The 13,815-nt window shown below is 39.3% G+C and carries 13 protein-coding genes, 1 tRNA gene and 1 other RNA gene; 6 read left to right on the top strand and 9 right to left on the bottom strand.

What is annotated here, in order from left to right; translation table 11 throughout:
* Window positions 1-31: 31 nt before the first annotated feature.
* Window positions 32-1,012 (top strand): LysR family transcriptional regulator, encoded by a 981-nt coding sequence (locus tag J655_RS18575; RefSeq protein WP_032052759.1) that lies wholly within the window; start codon window positions 32-34, stop codon window positions 1,010-1,012.
* 52 nt (window positions 1,013-1,064) lie between these two features.
* Here the strand turns inward: J655_RS18575 and J655_RS18570 are convergent, their stop codons facing one another.
* From J655_RS18570 to coaD, 5 genes are all read right to left on the bottom strand, one after another.
* The gene (locus tag J655_RS18570) at window positions 1,065-2,249 is read right to left on the bottom strand and encodes a porin (RefSeq protein WP_005803193.1); all 1,185 of its coding nucleotides are present in this window, start codon (window positions 2,247-2,249) and stop codon (window positions 1,065-1,067) included.
* A gap of 148 nt (window positions 2,250-2,397) precedes the next feature.
* A tRNA-Met gene (locus J655_RS18565) sits at window positions 2,398-2,474 on the bottom strand.
* 64 nt (window positions 2,475-2,538) lie between these two features.
* Window positions 2,539-2,894: RNase P RNA component class A (gene rnpB, locus J655_RS18665), an RNA gene on the bottom strand.
* Window positions 2,895-2,921: 27 nt separating this feature from the next.
* A complete protein-coding gene (locus J655_RS0104680; protein ID WP_005070936.1) occupies window positions 2,922-3,185 on the bottom strand; it encodes a YfhL family 4Fe-4S dicluster ferredoxin in 264 nt (87 codons plus the stop codon).
* A gap of 1 nt (window position 3,186) precedes the next feature.
* Window positions 3,187-3,678: a pantetheine-phosphate adenylyltransferase gene (gene coaD, locus J655_RS18560; RefSeq protein WP_005070938.1), complete on the bottom strand. Its 492-nt coding sequence runs from the start codon at window positions 3,676-3,678 to the stop codon at window positions 3,187-3,189.
* A gap of 134 nt (window positions 3,679-3,812) precedes the next feature.
* Here coaD and smpB point away from each other — a divergent pair, with 134 nt between their 5' ends.
* Window positions 3,813-4,289 (top strand): SsrA-binding protein SmpB, encoded by a 477-nt coding sequence (smpB, locus tag J655_RS18555; RefSeq protein WP_032052758.1) that lies wholly within the window; start codon window positions 3,813-3,815, stop codon window positions 4,287-4,289.
* 48 nt (window positions 4,290-4,337) lie between these two features.
* Here smpB and J655_RS18550 read toward each other — a convergent pair whose 3' ends face one another.
* From J655_RS18550 to rluD, 3 genes are all read right to left on the bottom strand, one after another.
* A complete protein-coding gene (locus J655_RS18550; RefSeq protein ID WP_005075275.1) occupies window positions 4,338-4,889 on the bottom strand; it encodes a flavodoxin family protein in 552 nt (183 codons plus the stop codon).
* A gap of 189 nt (window positions 4,890-5,078) precedes the next feature.
* Window positions 5,079-5,816, bottom strand: a complete 738-nt coding sequence (pgeF, locus tag J655_RS18545; protein ID WP_005075273.1) for a peptidoglycan editing factor PgeF — start codon at window positions 5,814-5,816, stop codon at window positions 5,079-5,081.
* 10 nt (window positions 5,817-5,826) lie between these two features.
* A complete protein-coding gene (gene rluD / locus J655_RS18540; protein ID WP_005075271.1) occupies window positions 5,827-6,879 on the bottom strand; it encodes a 23S rRNA pseudouridine(1911/1915/1917) synthase RluD in 1,053 nt (350 codons plus the stop codon).
* A 71-nt stretch (window positions 6,880-6,950) separates the two neighbouring features.
* On the opposite strand from rluD, the gene J655_RS18535 reads away from it, so the two are divergent.
* Window positions 6,951-8,114, top strand: a complete 1,164-nt coding sequence (locus J655_RS18535) for an outer membrane protein assembly factor BamD (protein WP_032052757.1) — start codon at window positions 6,951-6,953, stop codon at window positions 8,112-8,114.
* 157 nt (window positions 8,115-8,271) lie between these two features.
* Entirely contained in the window at window positions 8,272-10,140 is a 1,869-nt protein-coding gene (locus J655_RS18530) for a DNA primase (protein WP_002120311.1), read from the top strand.
* On the opposite strand, the gene hemA is transcribed toward J655_RS18530, so the two are convergent.
* Complete coding sequence (gene hemA, locus J655_RS18525; RefSeq protein WP_005803203.1) at window positions 10,137-11,420, bottom strand: glutamyl-tRNA reductase; 1,284 nt, start codon at window positions 11,418-11,420, stop codon at window positions 10,137-10,139. The genes J655_RS18530 and hemA overlap by 4 nt on opposite strands.
* A gap of 88 nt (window positions 11,421-11,508) precedes the next feature.
* Here hemA and J655_RS18520 point away from each other — a divergent pair, with 88 nt between their 5' ends.
* Both J655_RS18520 and lolB read left to right on the top strand, forming a co-directional pair.
* Window positions 11,509-13,218: a tetratricopeptide repeat protein gene (locus tag J655_RS18520; protein ID WP_212752017.1), complete on the top strand. Its 1,710-nt coding sequence runs from the start codon at window positions 11,509-11,511 to the stop codon at window positions 13,216-13,218.
* A gap of 4 nt (window positions 13,219-13,222) precedes the next feature.
* Window positions 13,223-13,801, top strand: coding sequence for a lipoprotein insertase outer membrane protein LolB (gene lolB, locus J655_RS18515; protein WP_005070955.1), 579 nt, complete (start codon window positions 13,223-13,225; stop codon window positions 13,799-13,801).
* Window positions 13,802-13,815: the final 14 nt, after the last annotated feature.

Here is a 13,815-nt window from a genome sequence, read left to right as displayed (position 1 = left end):
AACAGAACTATCACTCCAATGGACACGGATCGTGAACAATCTACCTAACCTATCGGATTTAAAGGTTTTTTGCACAGTCGCCAAACTAAAAAGTTTTGTCGAATCTGCTGAGGAACTAGGGACTTCGCCTGCTTTTATTAGCAAGCGAATTAATATTTTAGAAAACACGTTAAGCTGCAAACTTTTTCATCGCAGCACGCGTCACGTTAGTCTGACAGAAGATGGCAAACTCATCCTTGAGAGAGTTTCAAATATTCTTGAAGAATTTGATGAAGTCTGTGAACTGGTAAATAACCCACTCAGTACGCCTACCGGTCGTATGGATATTATTAGTAGCTTTGGTTTTGGCAGAAAGCATATTGCACCAATTCTGTCTAAATTAATGATGCTTTATCCAAAACTTCAGATTCATTTTGACACCATCGACAATACCAAAGACTTGATTCAACACAGTATTGATTTGGATATTAGAATTGGTAATGAAATTGCGCCAAACATGATTGCGAAGAAGTTAGCTTCTAATTTTCGAATTTTATGCACAGCACCGAGCTATTTACTTAAACACGGCGTACCAGACAGCATTGAAGACTTGCAAACACATGATTGTTTGACGATTAGTGAGCGTGATCAATCGTCTGTGCTATGGAAATTTAGGCATGCTTCTGAAGATGTCTCAGTGCATATCAAACCACGTTTTGTTTCGAATAACGGCGAAATTATTCATCAACTTGCCATAGAAGGCCACGGGATTATTTTCCGATCAATTTGGGATGTTGCAGATGAATTAATTACAGGTCAACTCCAACACATTTTGCCCGAATATTGGCAAGATGCTGATGTTTGGGCAGTTTATCCATCACGACTCAAAAGCTCATCTAAATTACAAACCTGTATTTTGTTTATTCAAAACGAATTGCTCAATCGTTTACAGCATGTACAAAACCTAAGTCGTGGACAACTCATTTCACCAGCCTTCAAACGAGATCCACCACCTGAAAAAGTCTTTCTATAAAAAAGCCCTAAGTGAAGTGTATTCACTTAGGGCAATAAATCGCTTTTAAATTTTAAAAATAATATCCGATTGAAAGATAAAATAATTTATCCCAATCATTACTGCTACCTTGTGCAAGGCCATCAGCCCCACCACCAACCATTGGATCATTTTTACTCATAATGTATTCACCCTGAATACCAATGGCTTTGTAATTAAAATAAACCCCTGCAATTAAGCGTTCAGAGTCTTTATAACCATTCTCATCTTTAAAGAAGCGGCTATGAGAGATATAAGGTTTAATATTTTCAAGTTTGTGAAATGGCTGAGCAAAGGTATAGTTGATTTCATTGACCAGATATTTGCCTTTATTAGCAACTTGATATGGATAGTCGAACGCACCAATCGTTGAACTATTAGGGAATAAATCGTCGCCATTCGTGACATCTTGCTTGCCCGCTAAGAACATCCATTGCCATGCTTGATATTGTGTTTGAGCAAAAACGTTCCATGACTTGCGGTGTCCATCTTCGTCTGTTCTTTTATTTTCTAAATCAGAGTACCAAACTGAACCACCTAACTCGGTCGAAAATTTTTGAGCTTTATCAAGTTCAAATTTTCTAGATCCTCGAGCAATCCACATATTCTTTTCTTCGATATTAGTACCTGTGGTTAAATCATCAGCTTCCACAAAGTTACCACTGTATCTGCTTGAGTCCTTTGAAGTTCCCTTATAATTTCCGCCATCAGTGGGATAGAATCCTAGGGTCAAATTATATTTATCATCTGCAAATTTATATTTAATCCCCAGATTATCGATATCTTCTAAACCGACAGTATTTAAAAGAGTTTCGTAATAGCTACTTCCCCAAAATTCGCCAAAGCCAAAATCAACGGGTTGTAACCCTGCCGTGATTCTCTGCTGATCAGATAATTTATAACCTACCCAAGCTTTTTTTAGAAAAATCGCATCACACAAGCGATCATATTGATAACAACGGGCATCCGCACCTGCAATCCAATCTGGATTTTCATAACCTAGCACTAATTTAATATCAGTTAATCGCCAATCATCATTTTGAGAACCTTCATTTGCATCAACTACATAATCTTTATGCAAATAGCGGGAACGTACTGCGCCAGAAATTTTAAACTGACCAGAATCTAAAGTTGGATCTCCCCAACTTAGATCAGCCGCAGAAGCCTCTACTCCCGCCGTTAAACTTAAAATTCCTAAAAATAATAATGACCTTTTCATGTCTTCAACATCCTTGTTAAGTGTTATAAGAACATGAAGAAATTGATCTAGACAAACAATGCCATAACTATAAAGTCGGTCTTTACAAACTGTGTTTAATCAAAAAATGAGCATAAAAAAAGACCACGCAGGAGCGTGGTCTATAAAATGGTGGCTATGACGAGACTTGAACTTGTGACCCCCGCATTATGAGTGCGGTGCTCTAACCAACTGAGCTACATAGCCGAAAACTGTGCGCGCATTATCTTAACTTCTTTAACGCACGTCAAGAAAAATTTTAAATAAAATGAGGTGAAGTGAGCCTATAAGCCGGGTTCTGTCGAGGATGGTCATTCCTCTAGGCGCACAATCACTCATACGCTCAAGCGACCTACCCGAATCCAGTACGGGCCGTACCTCAGGATTCCTATTTGGTCTTGCTTCTGGTGGGGTTTACCATGCCGTGAACTGTTACCAGACACGCGGTGCGCTCTTACCGCACCCTTTCACCCTTACCTCACGAATGAGGCGGTCTACTCTCTGCTGCACTTTCCGTCGGCTTTCACCGCCCAGGCGTTACCTGGCACCCTGCCCTATGAAGCCCGGACTTTCCTCCCCTGCTTCAGTCACGAAGACCTCCACAGCAGCGACCATCCAGCTCACTTCAGGGGCGCATATTAACAAATTTATTTACTAATTGCTTGTGCTTTTTTGAGCAATTAATTTTTTGTATTTGTCGAATAGCTCATCTTCCGTCTCCACATGCTGCGGATCTTTAGGAATACAGTCCACTGGACAAAATAACTGACATTGCGGTTGGTCATGATGACCAACGCATTCAGTGCATAAATCCGGATGAATTTCATAAATCACTTCACCCATGAAAATAGCTTCATTTGGGCAAACTGGTTCACAAACATCACAGTTTATGCATTCATCGGTGATATATAACGACACTTTACCAACCTTGTTGATGTTTACGTTCAAAGGCCTCAACCACAGCTTGCGGAACAAACTTGGTTACATCCCCTTTTAAACGAGCAATTTCCCGAATCAATGTCGAAGAAATAAATGAATACTGCTCAGATGGCGTTAAAAATACTGCTTCAAAATGTGGGTCAAGTTGACGGTTCATATTGGCAAGTTGAAATTCATATTCAAAATCAGAAACTGCTCTTAAACCACGAAGTACTGCTGTTGCCTTCTGCTCTTTGAAAAAATTAACTAGCAACCCATCAAATCCGACAAATTCAACATTTGATAAATGGCTGAGTGATGTTTGGGCCAGTTCAACTCTCTCTTCTAGACTGAACAAAGGGTTTTTATGATGTCCAATTGCAATTGCTACTACAACCTCATCAAACATTCTTGATGCTCTAGTAACTAAATCAACGTGTCCATTCGTGATGGGGTCAAATGTTCCAGGATAAATTACACGCGTTTTAGACATCCGCTAGTACTCTAATTGTATTGTGAACCTATTTTAGCAAAAGTTATACATGAGGCGAAATATTGACGTGCAGGAAAAACTTCACCTTAGCATCAGTTTACGGCACAATAGGGGCAATTGTGGAAGTTTGAATTATGGCGAAAGCAACAGTAGTGAAAAAACATAATGGTGGAACCATCGCAAAAAACAACCGTGCCCGCCATGATTATTTTATCGAAGAAAAATTTGAAGCTGGTATGTCTTTACTCGGCTGGGAAGTAAAGTCTTTACGTGCTGGTCGCATGAGTTTGACAGAAAGTTATGTCATTTTTAAGAATGGTGAAGCGTTTTTATTTGGTGCACAAATTCAACCGCTCCTTTCAGCATCTACTCATGTAGTACCTGAAGCTACACGTACACGTAAATTATTATTATCACGCCGAGAACTAGAAAAGCTAACAGGTTCAGTTAACCAAAAAGGTTACTCATGTGTTCCTTTAGCATGTTACTGGAAAGGTCACTTGGTTAAACTTGAAATCGCGCTTGTGAAAGGTAAACAGCTTCACGACAAACGTGCGACTGAAAAAGATCGCGATTGGCAGCGTGATAAAGCTCGTATATTTCATAAGTAATTAAATAAAAAGCCTCTTTTTAGAGGCTTTTTTATATCGCGGAATTTATTAATTTAATCTATATAAGAGTCCAGCAATATATTCGCCAAACCATTTAGCTGTATCTAAATCACCTTGTGGAGGAGTAATTTCAACAGGTGCATTATCTGACTGCGTCATTAAACCTAAACAACTCGATAATCGATTTAAATCTTTTTCACTATGCCCAGTCGTCATTAAAGGTAAACCTGACCAAAGCATGCCATGTTGCATCGCAAAAATATTTAATTGTTGTAATACCGCTAATTTATCGCCGCTTAGACCACCTGAGTTTGCAAAGCCAGCTGCAAGTTTGCCTTGCCACAAACGCTCTTTCCAACGTTTAGAAGTACTGTCCATAAACTTTTTAAAGTCGGCAGTCATACTTCCCATATAAGTAGGCGAACCAAAAATAATACCATGCGATGCATCAAGCGCATCCCAATCAATATGTTCAATATTCATTAAATGTACTTTTACACCCATCACCTCTGCCCCAGCAGCAATAGCGGAAGCTACCTTCGCGGTATGACCATATGGACTGTGGTAGACAATAGAGAGATGTTTTTCAGGCAAAGACATAAGATTAAAATTTTGAGCGATTTTTTCTATTTTATCATTTTATTAACACTTGCTAAACCTTCATCTATAAATATGAAATATAAGGTTTTCACTAGTACATACTATAGAAATATTTTCAAATTAAATAAAAAACTCTCCTATTTTTAATAAATATAAAATAAGAGAGTCATTTAAGGAAGTTATCAAAACTTACATAAAAACAAACGTAGCCATACGTCCTGTCTTCGCATCACGACGATAAGAAAAATACTCATCACCCTGTTGATAAGAACATTGATCTCCACCTAAGACTTGCTGTACACCTAGACTTTGCAAAATAAAACGAGCAATGGCATATAAGTCTGCATGAAATTTATTTGGAGCCACGCCCTCAACAAAAGCTGTTTCCAACTCTGGATATTTATCACAAAAAGCAGTTTTTACTTCGGCCCCAATTTCAAAACAAGGTTGACTGATTGCAGCTCCTAACCATGCCCAAGTTGGAGGATTTTGCATAGCCGTAACTGTATTTTCAATAATGCCACCTGCTAAACCACGCCAACCCGCATGCAAATTAGCAACTTCACTGCCTTCGGCATTTCCCAACACGACAGGTAAGCAATCAGCCGTCATCATCATTAAAGCATGGCCTTTTGTTTGGGTGACCAAACCATCGCCAATTAAAGCTTTAAAAGGAATTTGTTCATTTACAGTATGGCAAATCGTACTATGCGTTTGAGTCATCCATGTCATTTTTTTAACACCAAATTTCGCAAACTCATCTAACAATATCATTCGATGCTGTTGAACACGTTGTGCCTCATCTTTGACATGTAAAGCCAAATTAAAGCCAGATAATTCAAGTTGATCCGTTGGTAATGCCAAAGGATGTTGAACACGTGTCTGCCCTACAAATACGCCTTGAGGTAAACCTTGAACAAATTCCATATGCACGTCCTTAATATGCAGCGTTTTCTGAACGCAACACATTCACTAAATGTGTAAAATCTTCAGGCCACGGCGCTTCAAACAGCATTTCTTCACCAGTACGAGGGTGTTTTAAGCCCAATTTCGCTGCGTGCAATGCCTGACGTTTAAAACCACGTAAAGTTTCAATGAGCAACTCAGATGCACCAGCTGGCACTCGTACACGGTTCATATAAACCTGATCGCCAATCAAGCCATAACCAATGTAACTAAAATGCACACGGATCTGATGTGTTCGTCCTGTTTCAAGACGAGCTTGTACACGAGTAAAATCCTTAAAGCGTTCTTTTACATTGTAGTGAGTTACCGCATCTCGCCCACCCGGTAAAATTGCCATTTTCACACGGTCAACTGGGTGGCGTTTGATTGGTTCATCAATCGTACCGCCAGCAATAATATTTCCATAAACAACCAAATCATATACACGGTAAACCGTTTTATTTGCCAACTGTTTACTTAAAGAAAATTGAGCTTCTAGGCTTTTAGCGACAACCAGTAAACCGCTGGTATCTTTATCAATACGGTGTACTAAACCAGCGCGCGAAAGTTCTGCCAATTTTGGGAAATGGTAAAGCAAAGCATTCACTAAAGTTCCAGAACTATTGCCTGCTCCTGGATGTACCACCATGCCCACTGGCTTATTAATGACTAAAATATCATCGTCTTCATAGACAATATTAAGTGGAATATTTTCAGGTTGACTCGTCGTCTGGGCTTCGAGCTCTACTTCAAGCGTAAGTAGCTCTGTTCCTTCACAACGGTGCTTAGGCTTGACAATGTTACCATTCACCAACAGATGGCCATCCTTCAACCATTGCTTGAGCTTTTCACGCGAAAACTCGCTCCACACCAAAGCTGCTACCTGATCGATACGTTGTCCCAGATAGGTTTCATCTAGCTGAACTTGCAACGATAAACGTGTTGCAGTTGTATCAGAAGTATGGTTATCTGCATCCTCAGAATCTTCAAGTAAATTGAAGTCGGTTTCAGAGAAGTTTGTGTTTGAAGATTGTGCTGAAGTCATTTGATCATTGAGATAAAAGTGGTTTAATAGCGCAATTGTAGCTCATTGCCCAACATAACAGAGGAGTTTTTATGTCGCTACCACGTTATAAAATTACGATGCTTGCCTTATCTTTAGGCGTAGCGTCTGCATTTGTGGGCTGTAGCAGCAATCCAAGTAAAAAAGAAGTGGTCGATACTGGCCCTCAATCTAGTGAACAAGCTTACTTCGAAAAGGCCCAAAAGTCGCTTGACCGTGGTCAATATCTTGATGCGACCAAGTCTTTAGAGGCAATCGATACTTATTATCCGACTGGACAATACGCTCAACAAGCACAACTTGAACTTCTATATTCGAAATTTAAACAAAAAGATTATGAAGGCACCATTGCCTTAGCAGAACGTTTTATTCGTTTAAATCCTCAACATCCAAATGTGGATTATGCTTATTATGTTCGTGCTGTTGCCAATATGGAGCAAAACTACGACAGTTTGATGCGTTATACCTCTTTGCAACAGTCACATCGTGATGTGAGTTATTTAAAAGTTGCGTATCAAAACTTTGTTGATTTAATTCGTCGTTTCCCAAGTAGCCAATATTCTGTCGATGCTGCTCAGCGTATGAAATTCATTGGGCAAGAACTTGCCGAAAATGAAATGACTGCTGCCCGCTTCAACGTTAAACGTAAAGCTTGGATCGCAGCTGCAGAACGTTCGCAATGGGTGATTGAACACTATCCACAAACACGTCAAATTCCAGAAGCTTTAGCCACTTTGGCATATAGCTATGACAAGTTAGGTGATAAAGCTACTTCGCAACAATATATTGAAGTTTTAAAACTTAATTATCCAAGCCTTGTGAAAAAAGACGGCACAGTTAACATGCGTGCTGCTCGTAAAGAAGGTAACTGGATCAACCGTGCAACTTTAGGTATTTTCGGTCGTGAATCGACTGCTGCAACGCCAGAGAGCACAACTGAAGCAGAAGCTCCAAAACGTGGTTTCCTCAACCGTGTTAGTTTTGGTTTAATTGGTAATTCAGATAAAGAAGAAACTGAAGCACCAGAACAAACACCTGTTGAAGCTCCTAAGTCTGAACGTAGTTGGACAAACCGTTTAAGCTTCGGTTTATTAGACAAACCTGAGTCACAAGCAGCAGAAAATACAACTGTTGCACCAGCTGTAACCTCTACTGAAGCTTCAACTGATGTTCAATCAGATGAGGCAACACAAGGTGCGGATGACGCTGCTCAATAAGTTTAAGCTTTAAAAAACATCAACAAACAGGCAAGTGATATCACTTGCCTGTTTGTTTTTATAAAATATTAAAATATTTATTGGGCATATCTCGATTCATCATGTCAGAATATTCTGACTCACTGTCTCATCAAGTTTTAATACGGTTATCTGAATTATGGCAATTCCACAACATACGATTGATCAAATTCTAGATCGCACAGATATTGTCGATCTGATTGGTCAGCGTGTGAAATTGAAAAAAACCGGACGTACATATTCCGGCTGTTGCCCTTTTCATCAAGAAAAAACGCCATCATTCCATGTCTACCGTGACAAGCAGTATTATCACTGCTTTGGTTGTCAGGCTAACGGAAATGCAATCCGTTTTCTTATGGATATTGATAACCGAAACTTTATTGAGGTAATGAAAGAATTATCGAGTAGTACTGGAATTGAATTACCCAAAGATAATACTGAAAATAAAAAACTGTCTTATACCCGTCAGGTTACAAAGCCACCTGTTACTAAAACAAATACGGCTGAGCCTGTAACTTCACAGCAGCCATCAGATGAAAGCTACAACACACTTGAACCCGTATTTTTTGATGACCCTTTTGCTCAGTTCGAACAGCCGTTTAGCTTTGATGAACCAGTTCAAGAAGGTAATTTATATGACTTACTGGAAAATGTTGCTCAGTTCTATGAACAACAATTACCTCATAGCCAAAAGGCAAAAAATTACTTTAAACAGCGTGGACTAACCAATCAGACGATTCAATTTTGGCGCTTAGGCTATGCCCCAGAAGACTGGCAACACCTAGAGAAAGCCTTTCCCTATGACATTGACGGCTTAAAACAACTTGGGCTTATCCGCTCGAGCGATAATGGCCGTGATTTTGACCTATTACGTGACCGCGTTATTTTCCCAATTCGCGACCCTAAAGGTCGAGTCGTTGGTTTTGGTGGGCGTGCATTAAATGATGAAATCAAGCCCAAATATATTAACTCGCCAGATTCAGAAGTCTTTCATAAAAATCAGCTACTTTACGGACTTTATGAAGGAAGAAAGCTTAAATCCAGTGATTGGTTAATGGTTGAAGGTTATATGGATGTCATTGCGCTTCAGCAATATGGCATTACTGGAGCTGTAGCAACGTTAGGGACTGCAAGTAATACTGAACACCTTAATATTTTATTTAAACAAAATAGTCGTATTACGATTGCTTTTGATGGCGATGCAGCCGGTCAAAAAGCTGCACGTAGAACTTTAGAAATTGCTTTACCACTTCTTAATGATGGTCGTGAACTTAAATTTTTTGTTCTACCCAATGATCACGACCCCGACTCTCTCATCCGTCGAGAAGGACTCGAAAATTTCCAAAAACTATTACAACAAGCCCCTCTTCTGTCCGATTTCGTGTTTGCGCACTTAACAGGTCAACACGATATCAGTACGCCTGAAGGGAAAAGCTTAGTCATGGGAGAACTCAGAGAACTCACCGAGTTATTGCCAAAACAAGGTTCTTTCCGTTACTTACTTACTCAATCTTTCCGTGAAAAACTCGGACTTGGTAAACGTTTTACCCCACAAATCAGCCACGATGCCTCGCTCTCATTTAACATCCATACAAAAGATGAAGACTTTGCGATTGCAATTTTAATGCATCATCCTTTTCTTTATATTCATTTCGAAGGATTACGGGCTTATATACAGCAAGATGAATTATTGGCCAAAGTACTGGCAATCTTAAACCGTATTTTTGATGATTTACCGGATGATCAAGAGCTGGCAACTTATTATGTGCTTGGTGCTTGTAGTAGTTACTGTCATGAAATCGCCGATATTATGCAAAGAACCAATATTCAGGCATTAACACAGGCACCTGAGGTAGCTGACAAGTTAGCTAAGGAATATTCGCTAAGTCTGCAAGAAAGATATTTACGTCAAAAACTGAAATCACCGATTTCTTTAATTGAATCAAGAAATCTAAGACAACAGCTCAATGAGTTAACAAAACAAATTAGCTTAAAGCTGTTGTCTTAATGTTTTGGCTTACGCTCATGATCAAATACATCCTGTAAATGCTGTTGTAACCATTCAAAATAATCAGGATTTTCTGCTTTAGCAGCTTCACGTAACAAGATAGATGTGGGATGCATAAGTTTTTGCGTCAAACGGTGAGCAAATTGCTGTAACACCTGTTCGGCATTCTCACCATGATGCAAAGCTTCTAACGCATGTGTAAGCTCTTGTTGACTAATCTCTTCACTGTGCTGGCGGTAAGCATGAATTGTACTCCCCGCCTCTTTAACCTTTTGATGCGTAATAAGCTGAGTAGCTAATTGATTAACCATGACCTCTGCTTCAACAGCCGCCTGACGACGTTGAGCAAGGTTCTCATCAATCACACTTTGTAAATCATCAACACCATATAAATAGACCCCATCAAGTGCTTCAACTTTAGGATCTATATCACGTGGTACCGCTAAATCAACCATTAACATTTGTTGGTAGCGACGTTTCTTCAATGCGGCCTTAACATCAGAATAAGCAATAACTTGATATAAACTACCAGTACAGCTCGACACGACATCAGCACGATATAAATTTTCTGCTAATGCTGAAAACTCAATAATTTCAACTTCAACCTGATGTGCAATCTCCTGAGCCAGCTGGTCAGCACGCTCACGGCTACGATTACAAATAATAATCTTCGCGACACCCATTTCAGCCAAATGTTTAGCCACCAAGCTATTCATTTCACCCGCAGCAACCACCATAACAGTAAGCTTTTCAGGCTTACTAAAAACCTGTAAGGCCAGTTGTGCAACTGCATAACCCATTGAAACAGCATGACTACCTACCGCTGTTTCGGAACGTACCCGTTTAGCTGCATAGAAAGCGTATTCAAAAACACTATTTAATTCAGGAGAGACCGTTTGCGCTTCTTTAGACAATGCCAAAGCGCTTTTGACCTGCCCTAAAATTTGTGGCTCACCAAGCATGAGAGAGTCTAGACCACTCGCCACTCGCATTAAATGTGTAATCGCCTGCGTATTCTCGTAACGATAAACATGATGAATTAACTGCTTTACATCAATATTATTGGCATCGGCTAACCATTTTAGAAGGCTTTCGGCGTTTTCTGCCATGGCATAAACTTCTGTACGGTTACAGGTCGAGACGACCACCAAATCCTTTAAGTTTTGGTGATGGCGTTGTTCGGCAAGCAAACGACTTAATCGCTCTGCATTGAAAGCAATTTGTTCGCGGAGTTCTACAGAAGCTGTTTGATGGTTGACACCCAATGCAAAGAAAGACATATCAGATCATCATTTCGCTAAATTTATGCTATTGTGCAACATCGGTGTCATAAAAAGCATTACTTTGGATCAATAAAAATTGCGTCAAATGAATAGCCGTATTAATTTTAACGGTGCTTCGATAAGACAGTATTCTACCACATTCTTGTTGTTAGGTAGCATGTCCTCGTATGTCTATGCACGTCCTGTGCAAGAGACCTATGCCGTTCATTCATTTGATCAGGCCCTAGAGCAAACAATGGTCGCTGAATTTGCTCTAGCTTATGACGATATTCCAAACGCTTTGCATAATTACACAGTGCTCGCAATTAAAAGCAACTCTACATCAATTAAGCAGAGAGCTTTAGACGTTGCACTTGAATATAATGATTTACAAGCTGCGTTAAATATTGCTACTCATTGGGTAGCTCAAGAGCCTAAAGATGTACCAGCTTTATTTTATTTGTCACACATTGCTTTAAAAACGCACGAATATCAGCTTGCTGCTGAGACATTAGATAAAATTTTAAAGATAGATCCCACTGCCGATTTAGAACAAATTTTAGCTAGCATTGCTCCAGAAAATGCGCAAGATCGAGAAGTACTATTAACAGCTTTACGTTCTAGCGCAGAAAAAGACAATCCTTCTATTTTGGCACTCATCGCCAATTTAGAAGCTCAAAATGGCCAATTACAAACTGCGCTAACCAACATTAACAAAGCATTACGTCGACGTCCTAAAGTAACGAGCTTTATTTTAATGAAAGCAAACTTACTTATTGCTCTCAGCGATCAAGAAGGTGCGCTTAAATGGTATGCAAAGTCGAGTCGTAAAAATAAGAAAAATTTAGATATTCGATTAGCTGAAATCCGCTATCTCATACAAATTAACCAATCTCAGCTTGCGTTAGAAAAACTTGAAAAGATTATAGAAACTAACCCTAAAGCTGAAGAAGCCTTATTTATTGCAGGCTTAACAAGTATTGATTTAAAGCAATATGACAAAGCAGAACAATATCTTGTTGACCTACGAAACTCGGCAAAATATCAAAATGAAGCGTATTACTACTTAGCTATTAATGCGGAGCGTAAACAGCATTATGAAACTGCAAAAGCATACTATCGTTTAGTTGATGGCAGTTTATATGTGGTATCTAGACGAAACTTGATCGCAATATATGATAAACAAGAAAATTTACACGATGCTTTACGGTTCCTTACTCAAGAACGAGTAAATTATCCTCAACATGCAAGTTTCTTATATCAAGCCCAAGCTGAAATCTTAAAGAAAATGGGCAATAAAAAAGCTGCACTAAATCTATTAGATGAAGCAATTAAAAACCTACCCGACGACCCAGAACTAATTTACGCGGAAGTTTTATTACTTGATCCATATACGGACCGTGACAAGCTGGACAAAACCTTAAAACAATTATTACAACTTGAGCCCAACAGCCCAACGTATCTAAATGCATATGCTTATACACTGGCACTGCAAAACCGTCGTTTAAAAGAAGCACGTCAGTATGCAGAGCAAGCATTAGAATATGCGCCTGAACAGGCTTCAATTCTTGATACGCTAGGTTATATTGCATTTTTACAGAATGATTATGAAGCTGCGGCGGAAGCCTTAGGCAAAGCGTATGAACTTAGCCATAATATAAATATTGGCGTTCGTTATGCTAAAGCTTTGTATATGCAAGGGTCACTCACTCAATTTAGCTCAGTGTTACAACAACTGAAACAAAAACATGCCAATGATCCACAATTACAACAGCTTGATGCGTTAATTTTACCTACATCTGCAAAAAAGAGTTAAATATATGAGCAAATTTGCCCAACTGTGCACAGCGATCTGTGGATCAAGTGTATTATTTCTAACCGGTTGTCAGCATTTTACTCAACCAAAACCTGCGGTTACCCAACAAGTTCAAGACGAAAAACACTTTAATTTGCAAGGTAAGATTGGGGTTCGTACACCACAGCAAACTGGTAGTGCTTTTTTTACTTGGCTTCAACAGCAAGATAATTTTGATATCGAATTAAGCGGTATTTTAGGCGTTGGAAAAACCCAAATTCAGGGTAAACCGGGCGAAGTAACTTTAAATAGTTCTAAAACAGGACTTATTAGCGCAGCCTCTCCAGAAGAACTTTTAGAGCGAGCAACGGGTTGGCAAGCCCCGATTACACACTTAACGAGCTGGATTTTAGCAAAACCAGCAACGCTAAATGCTCAAATTACGAAAGACGCTGCAAATCGAGTGAGTCAACTGATTGAAGATGGCTGGACAGTTAATTTCAGTTACGATGGTGAACAAACTTTGCCAAACAAACTGGTTTTAAAGCAAGCTCTTGCTGAAGATAAAGAAAACCGTATTACAATGGTCATCCAAAACCGCTAAGTCTAATTATATAA

This window comes from Acinetobacter sp. 1294243, assembly GCF_000588015.1.
Taxonomy (GTDB): Bacteria; Pseudomonadota; Gammaproteobacteria; order Pseudomonadales; family Moraxellaceae; genus Acinetobacter; species Acinetobacter pittii.
This window is presented reverse-complemented; position numbering and strand designations above follow the sequence as displayed.